Source organism: Chitinophaga sp. sic0106, assembly GCF_019219075.1.
In the GTDB taxonomy this organism is placed as follows: Bacteria; Bacteroidota; Bacteroidia; order Chitinophagales; family Chitinophagaceae; genus Chitinophaga.
The window spans coordinates 360,552-383,224 of record NZ_JAHUWJ010000005.1 but is presented as its reverse complement, the minus strand read 5'-3'; the positions used below and the strand labels follow the sequence as shown (position 1 = coordinate 383,224).

Annotated in this window: 6 protein-coding genes; 4 read left to right on the top strand and 2 right to left on the bottom strand. The window is 49.9% G+C overall.

Features of this window, described 5'->3' with window-relative positions; translation table 11 throughout:
* Both KW844_RS10545 and KW844_RS10540 read right to left on the bottom strand, forming a co-directional pair.
* Positions 1-1,506 (bottom strand): RagB/SusD family nutrient uptake outer membrane protein, encoded by a 1,506-nt coding sequence (locus tag KW844_RS10545; protein WP_218376680.1) that lies wholly within the window; start codon positions 1,504-1,506, stop codon positions 1-3.
* Between the two features lie 12 nt (positions 1,507-1,518).
* Positions 1,519-4,614, bottom strand: coding sequence for a TonB-dependent receptor (locus tag KW844_RS10540; RefSeq protein WP_218376679.1), 3,096 nt, complete (start codon positions 4,612-4,614; stop codon positions 1,519-1,521).
* A gap of 511 nt (positions 4,615-5,125) precedes the next feature.
* Between KW844_RS10540 and KW844_RS10535 the strand changes: the two genes are divergently transcribed.
* From KW844_RS10535 to KW844_RS10520, 4 genes are read left to right on the top strand one after another with little or no spacing between them, the layout of a single operon-like run.
* Positions 5,126-6,277: a glycosyltransferase gene (locus KW844_RS10535; RefSeq protein WP_218376678.1), complete on the top strand. Its 1,152-nt coding sequence runs from the start codon at positions 5,126-5,128 to the stop codon at positions 6,275-6,277.
* Between the two features lie 45 nt (positions 6,278-6,322).
* Positions 6,323-7,570, top strand: coding sequence for a hypothetical protein (locus KW844_RS10530; RefSeq protein ID WP_218376677.1), 1,248 nt, complete (start codon positions 6,323-6,325; stop codon positions 7,568-7,570).
* A 1-nt stretch (position 7,571) separates the two neighbouring features.
* On the top strand, positions 7,572-10,943 hold the full coding sequence (locus KW844_RS10525; RefSeq protein ID WP_218376676.1) for a hypothetical protein: 3,372 nt from the start codon (positions 7,572-7,574) through the stop codon (positions 10,941-10,943).
* A 52-nt stretch (positions 10,944-10,995) separates the two neighbouring features.
* Positions 10,996-22,653, top strand: a complete 11,658-nt coding sequence (locus KW844_RS10520) for a hypothetical protein (protein WP_218376675.1) — start codon at positions 10,996-10,998, stop codon at positions 22,651-22,653.
* The last annotated feature ends 20 nt before the right edge of the window (positions 22,654-22,673 follow it).

Sequence of the window (22,673 nt, the reverse complement as noted above, 5' to 3'; positions counted from 1 at the left end):
TTAGTAGTTTGGATTTTGCTGCAGCTTACCCTGACTGAACTGAATCTGGGTAAACGGAATCGGAAAGACTTCATTTTTTCCTACCACAAACGTTTTGCCATGCTTCGTATATGCTGCTACTGCTGTTCCCGGCACCAGGCCGTCTTCCCGCACCAGTTCAAAATAGCGGTCATGCTCCATGGCCAGCTCCACCCGCCTTTCATGCCATATATCCTGAAGCGTAACGGTGCCTTTGCCTGTGAGTCCGGCACGCTCCCGCAACGCCGTGATATCCGTAGCCGCTGCGCCGCCATTGCCCAATGCAAGCGCCGCTTCTGCATGAATTAATAATATTTCTCCTAAACGCAGGATGCGTAAGTTTTTAGGCAGGCGGTCCTGATTGCCGCAAAATAGCTCCTGGGTGCGACTATGATACGCCTTGTAATTGTAGCGGTCATTTTCTACACTATCCCTGCCGGGTATACGAAAATTATCCCAGAGCACAGTGCCACCAGGAACCACCCTTATAACGGTAGCGGCTAAACGTTTATCGCCGGCTTCGTATTCATTCACCAGACTCAGCGAAGGACCACCAAAACCCCATCCCAGATCTGCCCAGCCACGCTTGCCACCGGCACGCGGACCCTGGCTGTTGCTGTAAACCTCCACCGCAGCATCGCAGGTAGCATTGGTACCGGTTTGAATTTCGAAGAGAGATTCTGTGTTGTTGGCGCCGGACTGCCGCCAGATGGTAGCGTAATCAGGAGCCAGTACATAAGGCCCTACCTTCCCGGTAATGACAGAATCAGAGAGGCTATAGGCACGCTGCCAGTTACGGCGGTACAGCATCACCTTAGCCAGCATACCCGCCGCGGCGCCTTTGGTAGCGCGACCTACCTGACTACCACTGCCTCCTTTCGCCGGCAGGTTCACCAGCCCGAATTCCAGGTCAGCAATAATAAGCTGGTAGATCTCATCCGTAGTGGCACGGGTTTGATACTGATCCTGCGCCGCTTCAGCCGGCGTCAGCACCCTATCAATTTTGGGAACGCCACCAAAAATGCGCACCAGGTTAAAGTAAAAGTAAGCCCGCAGAAAATGTGCTTCCCCCTGCAAACGGCTTTTGCTGGCCGCATCCAGCGACGTGGAGGATTCCAGCGCTTCCAGTGCTTTATTAGCCCTTGCAATGGCCTGGTAATAACCAGACCACAGGTCATTAAATGTAGTGTTGTTCGCATCCATGGTCAGGTTATCCAGCTGCCCTTGCGTTGGCGCCGCATCATCCGGACTGCTACCCTTATCGGCATCATCGGAAGCGATATTTGTAACACCGATAAACGGAAAACCATGGAGCTTTCCCACCCACATATTATTGTAAATACCTGTCACCAGGTTTTGCGCTGATCCCGGATCATCTTGAGCTGCTTCTTCATCAATCTGCCCCTGCGGCTTCACATCCAGGTAGTTATTACAGGCAAACAGGGCTGTGATAAACGCGGCACCGGCTAATGCATATATCTTATTCATGAGTTACTTTTTTTAGAATGAAACATTGACACCAAATCCAAACGTACGGGTGATCGGATAAGCATTCAGCTCAATCCCTGCATCCAGTATGCCGCTGGAGTTGTTAGTGGTATTGGTGGCTGTGTTCACACGGTTGTTGATGCTGTTATCGTAGTCGATAGTACCGCCAGGCAGCTCGGGACTAAAGCCTGTAAACTTCATAATAGTAAACAGGTTTTGCGCCGTGAGGTACACGCGAAATTTATTGATGCCGATACGTTTCAAGGTTTGCTCCGGGAGGTTATAACCGATAGTGAGGTTATTGCAGCGGAGAAAGTTGCCGGATTCAACAAAATAAGTGGATGCCGGCAGGTTGGAGGTAATCAGCCGTGGATCAGTACCAGAAGGGCGATCCGCCTTCCAGCGGTTGTTTTCATAATCTGATTCAATGTTATCGGTATTCTCAAAACGAAAGGCCTTTTTACCATTGTAGATTTTATTGCCGCCGCTGCCATAGAAGTCAGCAGAGAAATCAAATCCTTTATACTTTAAACCGAGATTAAAACCATAGAAGTATTTAGGTTGATAAGAACCTACAAACTGCCGATCGCTGGAGTTGATGATACCATCGCCGGTCACATCTTTATAGCGAAGGTCACCGGGCCTGATATTGCCTTTGTTAGGATCGTTCTTGATATTGGGGTCGCTGTCAATTTCACTTTGATTCTGGTACACACCTAATGATTCCAGCACATAAAAGCTGGCTACCGGCTGACCATTGTCCGTGCGGGTTACATAGCTTTGCTGACCTACGCCACCACCCAGCAGTGCTTGTCCGCCGGCGAGGTTGGTCACTTCATTCTTATTAAAAGATATATTACCTCCCACACTGTAACTCAGGTCTTTGGAGATGTCATCTTTCCAGTTGGCAGAGAACTCAAAACCTGTATTTTTAAACGAGGCAGCATTGGTGATGAAAGTGTTGTCCGGGTCGCCCAGGATGCTGGGGATGTTCACCACGATCAGTGCATCAGAAGTTTTTTTGCTGTAGTAGTCGAGTTCACCGCTCAGGCGTTCATCGAGGAGACTATATTCAAATCCCACATCAAACTGAGTGGTGGTTTCCCATTTCAGGCCGTTGTCTTTCGTGTCCTGCAGGGCAATACCTTGCGTAATGCTATTGTCGAAGAAGTAAGGGAGATTAACCGTTGCGGTGTTGATGTACGCGTTGGTTGGAATATTGTCATTCCCTAAACGGCCCCAGCTGGCGCGGAACTTCAGGAAATCGAATACTTTCTGATCTTTCATAAATGCCTCTTCTGTCATCACCCATCCCAGACCTACGGTTGGGAAATAGCCCCAGCGTTCTTTAAACTTCGAACTGCCATCTGCGCGGATGGAAGCGCTGATGAGGTAGCGGTCGTCGTAGTTGTAGGCAGCGCGGCCTACGAACGATTGCCGTGCATATTTATCACCCCGGTTATAGAGGGTGGATTGTACGTTTGGATCACCGAGGTCGAGATACCAGAGATCTTTTTGTGCAGGCACGTTGATGCGTGAACCGAGCAGGAAGGTGCTGTAAAAGCCTTCTGTGACCGATCCGGCGAGTACCGTCAGGTTATGTTTGCCGAATGATTTATCGAAGGTGGCAGTGTTGTCCCATACCCAGCCTTGCTGGCGACTATCATTGATTTGTAGTCTGCTGTTATCCTGGCGTTGGTTACCGCCGGCCACCAGGAAAGTTTTATCATCATTGAGGAATTGGTAGTTGTATACGCGGTCGTATCCCCAGCGCAGATCCGCGTTGAATGCCGAGCGCAGCTTCAGCCATTTCACCGGTGTAAATTCCAGCGCGATGTTTCCCTGTAGTCGTGAATCCTGTTGCAGGTAGTTCTTTTTATCTACCTGTAACAGAGGGTTAGCCACGTTACCCCAGGCGGAGGTGTTACCATAGCGGCCGCCATCTTCCACTGGTACAACTGGTGCTGCGCGATAAATGTTGCCGTAGATATCGAAAAGGGAAACGTTTTGGCCACTGCCTCTTGAATAGGAAATCTGGGAAGTGAATTTCCATTTTTCGGAGATATTGAGGTCGTTGTTAGCACGGAACGTAAAACGTTTGAATGTATTTGTTTTAACGATGCCATCATCCTGTATGTAACCTGCGCTATAGTAGTAGGTATATTTTTCTGAACCGCCGGATACCGACAGGTTATGATTCATCTGAAAAGCCTTACGCAGCAAGGCATCATACCAGTTGGTGGAACCCCCGTAGGCGGCTGCGTCGGTATTGGGGTCTTTGGAAGGGGCGGCATCTTTGAGGTAGTCGACATATTGATTTCTATCGGCCATTTTCACCAGGTGTGCCGCTTCGCGGAAGCCTGCTTGTCCGTCGTAGCGGATTTCCATTTTCCCTGCTTTTCCTTTGCGCGTGGTGATGATGACAACGCCGTTGGCTGCACGCACCCCGTAAATGGCTGCGGACGCATCTTTGAGCACATCCATGCTTACGATATCGGCGTTGTTGATATTACGGATATCATCGGTGAGCACGCCATCCACTACATAGAGAGGGTTGGCGCCTCCCATCACCGAGCCGGTACCGCGCACACGCACCTGTGGTTGTGTGTTAGGCTGACCCGAGTTGATGATCTGCACACCCGCTACTTTACCCTGCATAGCCTGGGTGGCGGTGAGCACCGGCTGTTTGGCTAGCTCCTCACCCTTTACCGAGGCGATGGCGCCAGTCACATCCTTTTTACGCTGGGTGCCATACCCTACTACTACCACGCCTCCCAGCTGGTTCTGATCTTTAGCGAGCAGGATATCAATATTAGTTTGTCCGGCATTAACGACCTGCGACTTAGCTACGTATCCCAGGTAGGATACAACGAGAGTGCCTGTGGATGCGGGAATCCTGACGGTGAAAGAACCATCAGGACCGGTGGTAGTGCCGGCGCTGGTACCTTGTACTCTCACAGTTACACCTATCAATGCTTCTCCTGTTGCGGAATCTTTTACTATACCTTTCACCGGATCTGTTTGCTGTGGCAGCGCCTTTGCGGTGAGGGAGATAAATAATATCCCCGTCAGCAAAACACTGCAGATCTTTGTAACGGTTATTCTCATAACTACTGCTATTTTATTTACGTAAGGTTAATATGACGTGGCAGAGTCTGCCGACCGATTGATTTGGTTGTATCATGCAAAAAGATAAACATCCCTGTGCGGGGATTTGTTACGTTAAAGGTTGCTAAAAAGCGATATCGACAATTGATTGCACAAAAGCTACAAGTTCATGCAAAAGTGGCTGGCAGGCGCATGCAGCCGGGTACAAACTAAGGTTCGCGTCTGCCGTTGCAGGGATGGGCAGATTTACCGTGTAACAGTAAGGTACTACTTGGAACTGTAGTGCAGCGGCATTGATGTCTTCCCCTAAAAAAAACTTACCCGTGAAAACACGGGGTATGATTTGAGCATTTCCCCCTTTTTCATTATCTATTTTGTAAATGAAAAAAAATAGATGAAATTTATAGACGATGTTGGTGCATCTATTATCGAATAGTGTGAATGGCAGCAGCGGAAAAAAATAGTAGCCTCAAAATACGATCCTTACTATCCAGAAAACACAACGAATCCCATGAGATTTCACATTCCCGGTATCCCTCATACGGTCACCAATCAGTATTATATCAGTTGTGCATATACCCAGAAAGTATACAAACTCTGTGCAATGCTTACCAGGCTAGGACATGAGGTGTATCATTATGGCTGCGAAGGAAGTAATCCCCTTTGCACCGAACATATTTCCGTGGTAACCGAAAGTTTGCGACAGCAGCACTATGCGACTAACTTTCACACGGAGCAGTTTCGGTTTGATACGAAGGATCACTACCACCAGACTTTTTTTCAGCAATCCATTGCAGCTATCAAAGCACGTCAGCAGCCGAAGGATTTCCTGCTTTGCGCCTGGGGATGGGGGCATGAACCCATTGCAAAAGCTTTCGGGGAGGATATGATGGTAGTGGAATCAGGCGTGGGCTATGAAAGTATTTTTGCCAGGTACCGGGTGTTTGAATCTTACACCTGGATGGCGCATGTATATGGACTTAATCAGATCCGCAACGGGAACTGGTATGACGCCGTGATTCCTAACTTTTTTGATCCGGCCGACTTCACCTTTTCCGATCAGAAGGAAGACTGGTATTTGTACCTGGGTCGGATCACACATCGTAAGGGTGTGGATGTAGCCGTACAAACCACCCGTGAAATAGGCGCCAGGCTGTTGATTGCGGGCCAGGGCACCCTTGAAAATCAGCAGGAGCAGATATTTATCAGAGACAGTCACGTAGAACATGTTGGCTTTGCAGATGTGGCTACCAGAAAAGAGCTGCTTTCCAAAGCCCGTGCAGTATTCATGCCTACCTACTACATAGAACCTTTTGGCGGCGTTAGTATAGAAGCGGCCATGAGCGGCACACCTGTTATCAGTAGTGATTGGGGGGTATTTGGAGAGAATATACTGCATGGGGTAACGGGCTACCGTTGCCGGACATTCGATCAGTTTTGCTGGGCCGCTGAAAATATTGACACGATTAATCCCGAAGCTTGCCGGAGCTGGGCGATAGAAAATTTTAGTGTGGACCGGGTGGCGCTGATGTACCAGGAATACTTCAACATGTTGTATGACCTCTGGGACAATGGCTGGTACCAGCGAACGCCGGAGCGTACCGAGCTGGACTGGCTGCGCAGAAATTACCCGCAGCAGGAACCGATCCTGATTCCCCGATAATACTTAAACATACTCCAAATTATAAATCCCACAACCTCACCTATTATGGCTACAGAAGAGCTGCAAAATGTTGCTGATACGCCGGGAGCCACCGGCGCTACAGGTCCGCAAGGGACCACGGGACCAGAAGGACCACAGGGTAGCACGGGGCCTGAGGGTCCGACGGGACCTATGGGACCCTCAGGTCCTACAGGACCGCAAGGAGCTACCGGACCTACAGGGCCACAGGGCGTAACTGGCGTAACAGGTCCTACGGGGTGGGTCACACTTATTGCAAACAGTATTACCGGCCCTACGGGGCCTACCGGACCACAGGGCACCACCGGCCCCACCGGGCCGCAGGGTACCACGGGACCAGAAGGACCTACAGGGCCTAAGGGAGATCCTGGCGCTACCGGCGTTGAAGGACCTACTGGACCAAAAGGAGATCCGGGTGTAGGCACGCAAGGCGCTACGGGTATTCAGGGGCCATCAGGACCTACAGGGCCCAAAGGCGACCCCGGAACAGGTACACAAGGCGCTACAGGTATTCAGGGACCATCAGGACCTACGGGGCCTAAAGGGGACCCGGGAACAGGGACACAAGGCGCTACAGGTATCCAGGGGCCATCAGGACCTACGGGACCTAAAGGAGACCCGGGAACAGGTACACAAGGCGCTACAGGTACTCAGGGGCCATCAGGACCTACGGGACCTAAAGGAGACCCGGGTACAGGGACACAAGGTGCTACAGGTATCCAGGGGCCATCAGGACCTACGGGACCTAAAGGAGACCCGGGTACAGGGACACAAGGTGCTACAGGTATCCAGGGGCCATCAGGACCTATGGGACCTACCGGCCCATCCGGCAAAGTAAGCGGCAGTGTAACCATTGGCGTTATTAAAGGCCCGGTATCTATTCCACCAAATTCGGCTGGATTTGTAGCTACCGGCAGCTCCATAAAATTATCACCGGGCAAGCATGCGGTAATAGTGACGATGCTGATGAGCACCAACGGTACTTCCGGCGGCATCTGCTGGCTCAGGTCCACTTTCTCTGATGCTCCGGGCTCTACTACCCCTACCAAAGATGTGATTGGCGGCAACCTTGCCAGCGGCTGTCTGATCACCGGCGCTACCTACGCGATCCTCACCGGTACTATCCTGCTGGAAAACAAAACCGGAGCCGATAAAACATACGGCTACATCGCCGGACAAAACGTGAACGGTAGCCCGGGATTTTATCAGCAGCTCTACAATTTCGGTGGCGGCTACTGGGCGGAAGATAAAATTGTGGCCTTCAAATTTGAATAGTATGAACCAATTCCAACGCTATCAGCAAACAGCGCTGTATATATCTGCCGAAGAAGGTAGCTCCCTCAACTTCTTCGGATACTATTTACCGGAGGCAGTCACGTATCCGGCCACTATCACCTACGAGGAGGCCTGGTCCGCACACATCGGGTTATTGGTGTTCGTGAAAAGTACGCCCCCGGATAAGGATTTACAGCGACTGATAACAGTACTGCAACAATCCTACCCCGCGGGCAGTCTGGCACATACTTCCGTAGTATGGGCTACCGTAGGCCCCAATATCAGCTGCCAGCAACTGCTGCTGCAACCTGATAAGGAAAAAGGCATCGTGCTGTCCGCTAATTTTTCTGTGGAGATATTAAGCGCCGCTTTCCTGTTATCGGCCGTAAGTCCGGTTACCGCTTCGCTGAAGGAAGGCAATCTGCAGGGGCTTACCATTACTTACCCTCCTACTGCGGAAACTTCCGCACCCGTGCTGGAAAAGAATGTATTTATCCCCCTCACCACGGATGCACGTGGATGCATACTGGCTGATATCGCACAGAACGACGGACAGGAAGGAATCTCCATTCCTCAGAAGGGTTTTTATTCCTTTGTTTCCAAACCTGAAACACCTGATACCTTCCAGGGTTGCTGCTATCCCCTGTTTGCGGCATCGCAGCAGGATGCCCCTACTGTATACACCGGCTATCATATGAAATATGATCCGATAGATCCCTATAATCCCAAGAGAACAAAATTTACCTACGCAGGATTTGCGTACCAGATAACAAAGATAGAAGAGCCGCCGTATAACCAGGTGGAAATCGTGTCCGGTAACGCGCTGGCGAAGTTGTCTAACTACAGCTCCGTATTTGGCGCACCCGTAACACTGCTGCCGCTTACAGACACCGACCAACCGGCTGGCTATGTGCTGTGCGAATTACCACCGGGCTACGACATGCCTTATTACATGGCGCCTGAAGGAGATTTTCAGGTACTAACGGAAACGACTACCCCAAATTTAGGTGGCGGCTTATCCGGTACTGAGTTCTTCACACTAACGGGCACGAACATACTACGCTTTGAATCCGCGCAGCCGGCTTGTGTAAAGCGTTTCCCTTTCGTACTCGCGTCACCGTTAGCTGCTCCCAGCGATTCACTGGCGTCCCCGTTTTCAGAGGAATACTATACTTCCTGGGCCACCTTATATACTCCATCCGCTACAGCAGTGCCTTACAGCGCGCAGCCCAGCGGTGCTTCCCTGTATGCCAAAGGCAAGGATGAAAGCAAGGGTATACTGGACCCTACCAATATCTCGTTTTCCTTTAAGGCAGATAAACAACAATTCTTCCCGCTGTTCCCCTATGCAGGGGTAACAGGCGGCAAGCAAACATTTGATATGTCCCTGGACGATATCACTGCGCTGGAAGCGATTGTAATATCTCCCCAAAGGCGACAGGCCATTACAAAACAATCCAGCTCCAATGCGCACCTGATACACGCACAGGAAGCGGAAACACATTACGCCACCACCCCAAACGGCATACTGACCACCACCACACAGAATAAAGATGGCAGCGCTGTACAATGGAACCAGTTTCTCCTTGGAAAAAATGGTACGGATGAAATTGCGTTTAATAGTCCCACCGAACAGGTGATCACCGCCATGCAGTCCAGCGATGTATTCCTGGTGGTGAGCAATGCTAAATACCTGCAGGGCTTTGCCAACAAAGTAACGATAGGCGGCTGGGAACTGACCGTAAACACCGGTACCAAACAAAGTTATGGCGACTACCGCAATATCATTATTTTCAAGGGACGCAAAGGAAAGCTCTACGATCCGGAAAATGTGGCCAACTGCCTGGTGGCCAATCCGAAGAAATGGAGTCAGACCAGCGACTTCTCCATTCCGCAAACAGAAGGAACGCCGGACCCCTCGCAGCTCGTCATACTCTCCAACTGGCTACAGGATTATTTTCAGAATGCCTGTAATCAAACCAGCGACTACTTCGAGAAATTCAAAGCTATTGCCACCAGCGACACCTGGACGGGCATTTTGTTTTTACGTATAGACATTACCGGTATGCCGGATAACCTTTCTGGTATTATCGCCGGGGTGTCCGACCCATCGGAATTCAACGCCCATCACCTGGGTATTGAAGTAAGTCCGGTAGCGCTTAACAACGCCGGCGTGCCGGAGCTGACTAAACCTTCTTCTTTTTTCGGGCTGATTTATTATTTAGATCCAGGGTTTAAGGATGTGATGCCAATCAAAGCAATTGCGCCAGGCTCCCTGACCAATTACGACTTTAAACTGCTCGCGCTCAAAGTATTGTTTGAAAACACGGCCGTGAAAGGGTTTGAAAGCTATGCGCAGCTGACCCTGAATAAATTATTCGGATGCAACGTATCAAGGGTGTATGATCCGGCAAATATTTATAAGAACGTATTGCTCACCGGAAACCTGCAAATCACGCAGGGGCAGCCAGTGTATAGTTTAAGCAGCAAGAATGATGACGCTTTTTACCTGAACAGTAATATTATTAACAAAGTAGAGATCACAGGTGCTGTGCTCAGTAGTCGCTCTAAACGCAATGCAGCACAGCAGGAAAGCTGGTTTGCACTGAATGGCTACATCGACTTCAACACACTTAAAACACAGGACCAGACTGTATTTGATTTGTTCTCCTTCGGCAATGAGTCGGGGCAGGACTTATTACGCAAAGGATTGAATTTTGCAAATTTGGGCATACGCATGTTGTATTCCGACGATGAACCCGGAAAAAACCAACTTTCCTTTGATGCAGATGAGATCAGGTTTAACCCGGCACCAAATGTAAGTACAATCCGTACTACAGGGCTATATAATCAGTTGCAGCTGAGTCTTGAAAACCTGGTAACTGCTGCGGAAAAAAAGTCTCCGAAAGACAGTGGCTACCTCGATATTATTTCAGACATGCCTTTATCCGGCCCGGGAAATAAAGGCTGGTATGGTCTGCGGCTAAAACTGAACATGGGTACACCCGGCGCATTGGCGGGAAATATTGGGCTCAACTCCTACCTCCTGCTCTCCTGGAATCCGGAAAGTACCGGCGATCAGTATCAGGCGGGACTGGGCATTGCTCTCCCCGGCAGTAATGGCGGCGGAAAGATGATTAGTCTGCAAACTGTGCTCACGCTTTCCATAGGCCAGATCAGGTTAACTCAGGCAGGCGACACCGGTAAAAAGAGCTTTATGTTAATGTTTACGGATATAGCCCTCAAATTTCTTGGATTGCTGAAGTTGCCGCCCAGCGGAAATACGTTGTTTTATTTGTTTGGTGATCCGGCAGCTCCGGACGACAAGCACGCATTAGGATGGTATGCGATGTATAAGCAAAAGCAACCATGAGGCAAAAATTACCCCTAACGACCCTATTATCTAACCGATAAATAATTGATATATGTCTTTTCCCGATTTTGCATTTTTTGGCGCCACTATAGATTCATCCAGACGTGAGTTTTTAAAGGGAGGAATAGATCTGTTCAGGGTATTTATCATTAAGCAACCCACCATCCGGTGTTATATTCCTGGTGGTCCCAATTATGGGCACTATAGTGCACCTGTAAATATTATTCGTCGCTTGTGCGGTGACCCGTATGATTCACCTCCCGGTTACGACTACCGTGGAACGATTGAAATATTTGTAAATAATGATGAAGATTTTCCGAAAATATTTGAACTGCTGCCGGAGCTACAGAATAAGCGGGTGGGTGGGAAACTAAGACAGGCTACCGTCAACCTCTATAACCTGATTGATAACCCTCCGACGCAAGAAATAAACTTCGGCTTTGCTGGTGCCTGTGACTATATCAATGGTTTGAAGGACGTGTCATTCCTGGAGACTGATTTCCTTCCCTTGATGGTGAAGAGTTTTCTGATGTTACAACCTTATAAATGGATAGTGAAAGCCTATGCCAGGGATGGCCTGACCCCCGGCAATATTATCTTCTACAAAAAAGAAGAACTCGGAGAGCTGAACATCTATGCACTGAATCTTGAATCAGGAAAAACAATTTTATGTCGTACGGGAGATACCTATCCCTATACCGACAAGGGTGACCTCGCCTGGTTATCACCGCTGCATTTTGCCGACCGGAGTTTTGCCTTAAGCATACAGGAACTCACAGAAACAGACTGGACAAATATCATTGGGGTAGCAAAAACGGAAAATGACGCAGCCCTCCTTCGCATGTTGAAGGGCTTTACAACAGAAGAAAAAATCAGAGATTTTGGAATCGTCCCTGTATATGGCGTCATCTATGATAACACCAAAACAGTAGAATCTTTCTTCAGAAAGCCGGCCAGCGACCGCCTGGCCCTGGCGCTTGCCAGCATACATACGGCCTTGCGGGATGGCGCCACCACAAAAATAAAAAGCCCTGTCCTCTTTAACTTCAGCTCCTATAATGCAGGTGACAATGTAGCCATGAGCATGAAAAAGGTGACTAACATTGCCAATGGCGGCAGGACGGCAAACGAAGAGGTACTCTGGAACCTGAAATCACCGACCTCTTCAGAACAAGAACTAAAAATAGCGGCCGAAATTACATGGGCGAGCAGAAAGAAATCATTTAACCAGGAACCCGAGATTGTAGTAAAAGCTGTGGAGTTTGAGGAAGCCAAGGAAAAACTGGAGCAACTATTGACCTGGCTCAAAGGTAGTTCCACAAGGGTTTTACTGATTCAGGCCGGGCGGGTACCCTCCAACGTATTCAATTACATCCTGAGCGTAAGTGGCCAGCTGCCCATTTTTGAGGGCCAAAATACGGCGGTACCGGCCATCACCACAGGAAAGCCCTATATTCATACAGAAGGCTATACCGCAATTGGAAAAGCGAACAATTATGCGCCGGGAAATGTAGGGGACCGCGACTCAGCTGAACTGATTGCCGGAATTCAAAATGCGGCCAACCAGATCCAGTACGACCTGGATACCTGGCCTACCAGTGTAGCATTACAACCTAATAATATTCTCTCCACGTTTATTAACTCCATTAACACTGACGAGGTCAGGAACTACTTTGGATCTGTACAGGAATTTTTCCAAAAGTCCTTTAACGATAAAATTGTTATAGGTAGCTCCACCTTCATAAATATATACAACACCGTGTTCACCACGAAGGTTAAATCAACCGCTGCAAATGAACCCGGTCCATTGGAAAAACTTTTCAATGACATCAAAGCAGCAATTGCAGCCAGCTCCCAGGTGGACCTGCTGGGCGTCATTTTCCCATCGGGAGGGATCAATACAATTTTCAAATCATTGGTAGCACCTACCGGCGGACAGCTGGTGATCACAGACCCTGAAGTGACCTCCCGCAATAACGAGGCAGGACAGATAGAAGCAGTCATACTCAAAGGCAATTCTAATGCCTTTGGCATCGATAGTACTGCTACGCTTAATTTTACCTTGCAATACGACGAGCTGACCTGTGACGCCACTTTCACCGGTAAGGATGAATGGAGTATACCTGGTATCCCATGGATTGTGTTCACCTCTCCTACCTTCCATGTATCGGCATCCAACGGCAACATGCCACCAGGCGGTTATATCAGCGTTACCTTAAAAGACACGGACCTCACGCTAAAGTTGAGCCTGCCGGATGAGCAGGGCATTACCACCGGCTCCGGTACCTTCGACACCCCCGCTTCCATTTCCACTTTCCTGGGATTTGTAGGCGGTATAAACCTGCAAAACTATGTGCCGGAAGCCGTACAAAAGCTCGCTAACATTGGTGTAAAGGCCATTTCCTTCTCCTATAATTCAAACCTGAAAATCATTGATGCGGTGAGCGTCCGCATTGGGTCGCCCGACAAATGGCCACTGATCAGCAACCTGGCCATTGAAAATGCGGATGTACTGATAACAATTATCGCTCCCGGTGATCTCAAGAAAAGGAAAATTTCCGCCGCAATGGGTGGCGAGTTGCTGATAGGTACAGGAGACAATCCCCCACGCATTACGGTGGGTGCGCAGGTACCTGCGCTACGTTTCAGCGGTGACCTGATCAGTCCTGAATTACCACTCACCAACCTGTTGCAGATCTTCTGGCCTGGGGCATCCCCTTCCTGGCCTAATAATACCGAACCGGCAATCACAGCGCTGTCTATTAGCTACGATACTAACAATGGCGCCTATACGCTTGATACTACGCTAAAACTGGATTGGCCCATCGTTATACTGGGCCGTACGGTATTAACGATTCAATATCTCTCCCTTACGCTCAACGGTAACAATACCTCCAGCACCGGCAGCCTCATAGGCTCCATCGTCATACTCCCCGACGGCGCCAACATAGGTATGCTGCTCACCGCCAATTACCTTGGAAAGGACAACGGCTGGAAGTTCATCGCACAGCAAACATCCGGGAAAATACCACTGCTCGACTTCCTGAAGAAATACCTGGAATGGGATACCGATTTTAGTATAGACATCGACGGCCTCAGCATTGAAATAGAAACCGCTACCAGCTCCTGGCTGTTTACCGCTAAAACTGCGGAGTCTATTAAGATACCAGGCATTGATTTGTCGCTGGACCTCAACATGAAGCTCGGCTACAACGGTGGCACCAAAAGCTTTGGCGGCGTAGAAACCATTACCGGCAAAGCGCATGTACCAGTTATCACCCATCAGCAACAGGTGGTATCGCTGGCATCCCTGTTACAGGCGGACCCTCCTGTGGTTGGCTACTTCGGCACCGGGCAGGCAGACATCATCTGGCAAAATATCCACCTCACCGTATACTATAACTTCGATCCGAAAGTTAAAAAATTCGGGATCAAATGGGGACCGCTGGAAGGTGAAATCATCACCACCACCAACCCCGATAAAAGCACTGCCACCCTTCGTTTCACACAGTCCACCACTATCGGCAGCATGGTGGAAACCATGGTAGAATGGGCTACCGGCAGCAAATTTAGTTTGGGCGCACCATGGAACATCCTTGATGCCATTGCCCTCAATAATCTGGTGCTCACCTTCAACTTCACCGATAAACAGGTAGGACTACAAATAGACCTGAACCCCATCAACATCGGCTTATTCGGTATCAACATCGCTACTATCACCGGATTTAAACTCAGCTATAATTCCAATCAGCCGGACCCTGCGCAAAACGGCGTACAGGTGCAGCTGTTAGGCAGTTTCCTGTGGCAACAGGACCAAAGCAAGCCACTGGGCTGGGATGCTTCCAAACCGGAAACTACTCCAGCGCCACCGGCACAGGGCAATAAATACCTGGACCTGCGCATGCTTGCCCTCGGGCAACATGTGGATGTACAGGGCCTGTCCAACGCCACCAGTATTTCCCAGGCCATTACCATCATGGAAAAACTGCCGGACACGCCTGCCGGCAAAGCGCCACCGGTACAGCTCAGCCCCAACAGCGGCTGGCTGGTAGGCATGGACTTCGGACTGATACGCATCAGCGAAGATCCGCCGCCAAAAGCAAGCGGACAAGGCGTGATGGCATTGGCAAGTGATTACGTATTTAACTTGCAGGTGGTGTTCTCCGATCCTAAACTATACGGACTTCGTATAGCCCTTAACGGTGATGCCGCTAAAGTATTCAAGGGATTACAGTTTGAAGTGATGTACCGGCAGATCAGCCAGTCGGTAGGCGTATACCAGTCAGAAATTACCCTGCCGGATATTATGCGTAATATTCGCCTGGGACAATTCAATATTACATTACCCGTATTCGGCATACAGGTATATACGAACGGCGATTTCCAGGTGGACCTCGGCTTCCCCTGGAACACTGATTTCTCCCGTTCCTTTACCCTGCAAACCATCATATTTGTACCGGCACCTATACCGGTAATGGGCTCTATAGGCCTTTATTTCGCCAAATTATCCAGCGCCACCACCACCAAGGTGCCCGCGTCTAAAAAGGGATTGTTTAATCCCGTGGTAGCCTTTGGCGTGGGCTTCCAGATAGGTGTGGGCTATGAATTCAACCTGGGTATTCTCAGTGCGGGCTTCAGCTTAACCGTGGCAGCTATCATTGAAGGCGTCATAGCCAAATGGAATCCTTACCTGCCTGCTACCACCGGTCAGAAGGACCGCCTGGAAACAGATTACTATTTCTCCATCCGCGGTACCGTGGGCCTCATCGGCAAACTATACGGCACAGTGGATTTTGCGATTATCAAGGCCAGCGTAAACATAGAAATCAGCGTAACGGCACAGTTCTACTTTGCACCGTATGAGCCGATAGAACTGGCGCTCACGGCCAAAGTAACCGCTTCTGCCAGCATTAAGATCCTGTTTATCAGTATCAGCTTCAGCTTCTCCCTGCGCATACAGCATCACCTCACCCTGCCGGCAGTTGGCGGCACCGCTCCCTGGGCAGATGGTGGGCAACAGTTGTCGCTCGCACAGCTGCGCCGCCGTGAGCGTGCAGGCATGGCCGTTAGACTGCTGCAACATAAAATGCTGGCCGCCAACCTCACGCTTAACTGGGACAACCTGCAGGCTGCACCTACACCGGTGGACCTCACCGCCTACCTGGCGCTGGGTGTTACCGCCGCGCGTGATGAGAATGAACAGACGCCTACCCTGGCGGCTCAGCAGGCATGTGCCGTGGCCATGCTCATGATGGAATCGGTGAAAGCGCCGCAGGATGATCAGCACAGCAGCAAGCTCAAAGCCTTTAATACCGGCACCGACAGCGCCTTTGAACTCCTGGCCAAACAGGTGTTCAGATGGGTAATGGCAGCCATGCAGCCTAATCCCCTCACAGCCAAAGAAGTGGATGAACTGATTGTAACGCAGGAAGCCATAGAAGCCGTGCTGGCCTACCTCAGCGCTGCTGATCAACCTATACCTGTTCCGGAAAAGGACATCAACACCTTTATGGAACGCCAGTTTAAGATAGTGGTACATAAGCTGGAAGGCACCAACGATGGCAACGAGCTCAATGCTACTTACTTCCCAATGCTGCCGGCTGTAGGCTTCTCGCTACAGCGCACCGGCGAAGCAACACCACTGGCTTACACCTACGCAGCTTACAACGCTACCAGCACCGATTACCTGGCGGCTCTGCGGGTGTACTTCAACGAACTGGCTGTGGAAAAAGCAGGCAAGAACACCGCCTATAAAGCCTTCCACCTCAGTGATGACGACGGGCCATCCATCGGCAGCTTTATATTTGCCGATTACTACGCACTGCTGGCAAAGCAAATGTTGCAGATGGCCAGCAACTCACTGAAGAGCTACGTATATCCGATACAGTTAGATCAAACTACCGGCGATATTGTTAAATGGGTAAATGATACGGGCAGGTTAACTAACAGTGCCGCCTATACGCTGGAAAAATTGCTCACCGATAACAAGGCACATCTGCTGACGACTGGCAGCGATATTACAATCGGCGACAGTCACTATGTAGTGCAAACGAATGACACCTTTACCTCCATTGCTGCGAAAACATTGTATGGCGGCGGATTTACAGCCAAAAGCCTGGCATTGCAGAACCAGCAGAACGGAGATCTGCTGAAAGCTGGATTGTCTGTCACCTATGACACGCAACCAGCCTACACCACGCTGCCGCAGCAGTCGCTGGAAAATATCGCAAAGCATTTCGGGGATACAGTAACGGTAGCAGACTTGCTGGATAAGAGTAACATCCTCACCCTTCCTGATCTGCTGCTGCCCGCCACCACCCTGCAATTACCGGCATTTGTATATAAGTCAGCCGATAAAGACAACCTCAATGAGGTAACCACCAAATTTGGGGTAACACTCGCTCAGCTGTCCGCCATACCTGCGAACTTAACAATCAAGAACATTTTTGCTACCACTGACGACGCTGATCTGAATATTGTGCAACTGCCACAATTCAACGTGGGCGCTCTGTTACAGGAAATCCAATATACGCAGGGCTTACAGCATTTGTCCGGCCTCACTTCCCGCTATTACATGGCTGGCCTGCGCCTGCCTACCAAGGGTTTGTCGCCCAAATTTGCTGGTATGTGGGTTACGGGAGATAAGAATGCCTACGAGTTGCCACCGGCAGCGGGCCTATTCGCACTCACCGGGCAGCAATTCCAGGTGCCGGTGCTGGCGACCGGCCAAAGTCTCGCACTTACCTTTAACAACAATGGCAGCAAGTGGATCAACTTTGATAACCAGCCTAAACTGGATATCGATATCACGCCGGAGTCCGTGCAATACCAGGAAGCCGTAGCGCTGACCACCTTTGCCACCAAAAACTACCTGGATGTAGGACTGGTATCATTAGGGGTTCCGCCGTTGTTCACTGTTGAACCTAATAATTATACATTCAATTCCGATATTACCTGGGTAGCTCCGTCCGGTATCAACATGCCGTATGCAGGCGTCGCCGGAGAACCGCAGCAGCTGCGTCTCTGGAAGATGCCGGATGCCTTGCTGCAGGTTCCCGATCCTAATGCCCATCAGCTTAATCCGTACATGAACATGTACCTGGGCACTTATGATGAAGCCAGTCAGCAAATGAATGAGGCGCCGTTTAACGGCTACGGATGGGCCACCCGCGTCGACTTTACCATCCGCAAAATCAGTCCGGTACCGGGAAGTCCAAGCACCGCCACCACTTACGAAGTGGCTGGCGCCGATGGCTTCAACACTCTCCTGCTGGAAAAACTGGTGGATCAGGTTGGAGCAAATGATGGATGGATCGATAGTCTGCATATCGCCTATGCCCAAAGCAGTGATGCTACTGCCGGCGGTGGTATCCAAACAGATAATCCGGACGAGCTCACGATAGGCCTTGCACAGGTAAACCTTACCACCGTTACGGCGCCGCATGTAGGCGTGAGCGGTAAGGAGCTGCTGACAGGATCACAGCACCTCGTGTCCCCTACTACGTTTATCCGTTTACTTTGGGAAGCCAGCATCACCAGTCAGGGTGGTTATTACCTCTATTACCATAACAATAAAAGCGATGCCGGCCTGCCGGATCGTATTTTCGATAACCAGGAAAACGCTACCGTATCGTTAGTGGTGGTGTTCAGCAACGCCAACCTCAACCAGGTGTTCAGCTACATGAATACACTGGTGACTGCACCGGCGGTAGATTTCCAGTCGCATACCCTGTTTGCCAAAACACTGATGCAGCATTTGGCAATAACGGCAGGCTCCATGAACAACCTGGCAGACATTGCGAGGAACTTCCTTGCCGACATCGACCAGATAGCCGATGAAAACAAAGACGTTCCATTAAGGCCAGGCACTACCCTCTCCCTCACCGGCGGCGTGTACATGGTAAAAGACCAGGCCCCCGGTGGTTTGTTGAATGACATAGCAGCGTGGTTTGAAGTAACACCAGCGTCTCTCCGGCAGGCAAACCCACAGATCGACAACTGGGACAGTAAGCTGGAAGTATACACAGCACTGTATGTTCCGGACCACAATATGGTGGTAGGCACTGGTAAAGGCGGTAACACGCTGGCCACTATTGCAGGGTATTACGGCATATCCTTATCGGGACTGGCAGTAGCCAACAAAAATGTAGGCGACCTATTTGATCCGACTAAGCGCATTACGTTTAAATGCGGACCGCTGACCAGCCAAAGCACCGTGAAACAAAATGAGATGGCCATCAAGGCAGTGCGCAAAGTGCCGCCGGCAGTACCGGCCAAGCCTACGGATAAAGACTATGCGCTGACCTTCCTGCAAAATAATTTCTCCCTGCTGGGCTATCATGTGGCAGATAATGCTTTCTTCCGCGAAAGCCATATCAGCATGCCGGTATGTCCGGTGATTCCTGAAGGGGATACCAGCAGCAACAAGAAGTTTGCGGTACCAACGGCATCGGATACATGGCAGTACACGGATTCCCTGGGATATATTACGCTGCGGAAACTAATAAAGCAACCCCAACTGGGAACTCCTGATAATAAAAACAATCCTTATCAGGGTCTCGGTGACCTGCTGCAAATCGATTACAGCTGGCAGGATATATATGGTAATTCGTTGCTGACCACACTGGATAATCTCCAGGACAATCAGTTTCCGAACAACGCGCCAATACTCATTAAATACAATGACACGCTCATAGGCCTCAGCAGATGGCCGGCTGTCAGCGCTAACTGGCAGGTGATTAAAACCGGTACTCAGCCTGAGCTCAATGTGCTGCTGAACTTTGATGCGGCCTCCTACGATGGTTTACTGAAAGTAACAGTAGTCAACAATACTACACTCACTGCTGCCTTCACCAATCTGCTGGATGAAGCATCAGCCACCAACAAAGCCAATTACCAGTTCAGCCCCGCAGTAGAGATCGACAGCATTACCTTCAACACTGATAAACAGTCCGTGCAGCTTTCCGTGAAAAACCTCCCGGAAAACATTGACATCTCCCTACAGGTAAAAGATATACAGCGCGCTGATAAAAAGAAGAGCTACGAAGGTGCCGCCAGTTTCTCCACCAATGCCGCCATACCAGCCAGTTCTACGATTATGAGCAAGGCTGCAGGCGATAAAGCATTGTACGAACAAATATGGTATCAGCTCACTGATATAAATGGTATTAGCCTGAGCGTTAATACCAGCCTGATTCCTGGCAAACCGCAGGTACTGAATTCCGATCAAACCGATGAATTGGTACGCACCTGGATCGGATCTATTTACCAATATCTCGAAAACAGAGCAGTCGGTAATGCTACCGGCGACGTGCCGGCATTGCAGCATATCATCAGCTTCAATATTGACCCTGCCGGTATTGAAACAAAAGATATCTTCCAGCTTGCCCTTGATTTTTCTATAGGCAGAAGTCGGACGGCACTGGCAGAAAACTCCAACGAGGCTATTCTGATGGCACGGACGGCCATTGCCCCTGTCTCTGATTTAGCGACGGGTAACGGCAATAACTATACGAAATTTGTGAGCGACTTTGAAGCAGCCTTCGGCGGAACCATGGAACTGCGGATTGCCGCAGGTGTGGACCGGTTCGACTCCGCCGTTACCGCAGGCGCTGTGCTCTGGGTAACCAGGCTGAGTACCCTGCCGGCTCCTCCTGTACCATCACTGGGTTATGCCATCAATCAGGATGCGGGCGCCAGATTATTTGCGCCAAGGCCGGTGGCCAATCAGCTGATCAGCAGAACCAACGTACCAATTGCACCGTTTGATGGCTCCACTCCTCCTGTCAATAAAGATTTTATTGATGTAGATATCAACGGCTGGTGCAAGCAGGTATTTGAAAACTTTGATGAGCTGCTGAGCCCTGCCTTCGTGACCAGTATTCAGATCATAGACCTGAAGAATAAAGCGAATGATCCGAACGCCACTATTTACTTTGATAAGCTGATTGAGCAGAAGAAAGATTTCGCCAATATCCTCAAAGACCTGATGGTTCCCGTATTTGCGGCCGAGCTGGGCCTCGACACCAAAGATATCCGGGAAGATTTCAGGCAGGCGCTGCTGGTGAAATTATCCAATGCCTATAGCGTACAATCGGGACTGGAGTTCACCGCCGATGTATTCAACAATAACCTCACCGGGCCCGCCTACCTGTATGGCAATGTGGAACAGCAAATGAAGGAGCCTATCCCGAACCTGCAGTTTACGGCGCCGAAAATCAGTCTCGCTACCAACAAGCAGGCAGGAGTACGATTCCTCCTTTCTTCACCGCAGATCATCAAAGGTACAGGTGGCGAAGTATTGTCGCTGCTGGACTTGCAACTGGCTTACACGGCCAGTTCCATTGAGCATCAGATTGGAGAATTGCCGGGCATCAAGGATTACAAAGCATCTTCCTGGTTGCAGTTCTTCAGTAAAAACAGCAGTATCCTGGCTACGCAGCAGTTGTCCAAAGCACCGGTGCAGGTACCGTTGCCTCTCAACGTATTTCCTCCGGTGCCGGGCATGACCAGGCAGTACGGGGAGTTGACTACCGATGGCGCTGATCCCGTACTGGCGGACCTGCTCGACTGGAACTACCTGTTTTCCTATAGCCAGGCGTTTCACTATCCGCAGGATATCCTCCACTTTACCGTGCGGTTTAACCTGATCACAGGAGCCATTAATAATCTGGCTGGTTTAAAGGATGCCTTTAATGCCATCGCACAGTTTGTAACGGTAATACCGGCGGTAAACGAGGCGCTGGATAAACTGCAACTGATCACTATGAGCAGTACGCCGGCGGATATTGCAGCTGCTACCAACACATTGAAGACTTATACCGACATGACCGGTAACATCATCACACAGGCTGGTAGTCAGGGTTTACAAGTATTACAACTTGACCCGCGTAATATCAGCAGTGTAGAACCTCCGTATAATTTTGAAGTGAAGGAAGGCGTTGGTAACGATGGGGTTTTGATTGTAACAATAGGTATTAGTCAGGAAGTGATCGCGGCGATTGGCGTACCTAAAATTCAACTGGAGGGGTATACAACGAATGATTATACCGCAGTGCCATACAGTTACTATTTCAGCAATGCGGATGGGCCACTGAAGGCATCTACCGGGCAAACCATTGCCAAACGTACGGTAGTATTGGAAAAGCTGAATATCCTCGCCCGTCAGGATGCGGCGGTAAGTGTATACCTGGACAGAAATGCGGAACTGGTACCGGGCAAACCTACCAATAACGCTTTCGTATATACGACCGGCACCGTGGAATTCCCGAATTACTACTACCCTAACTTCGCACGTACGGAGGAAATTAATATTGCCACCATCACGGGTAAGCCGGTAAAAGCGGATTTAGCGACGCAACTGAATAACCTGTTTGATGCATTGCTGGTGAAAAATACACAACCGAAGCTGAGCTTCAGCGTAACAGGCACTTATCATTACCAGGTAAACCAGGCGGGTAACACCATTCAGCTGCCGGTGATGATGCAGCCGGGCAAAACATTTGACCTGGGCCAGCAACCACAGAAGGCGCCGCCAGGTATGATCAACAACTGGGTATCAGTGATTAACCAGTGGATCAAAGATTACCATCCTGGCACCGCCAATGCGGCATTGAATTTCAACCTGACAATTTTCTCGAATTTAACGGATGAACCGAAGCCGCTGATACAGTTGACAAGCTTGTATCTGAATATAGCGGATATAGTGTAAATAAAAACAGCGATGCCAGG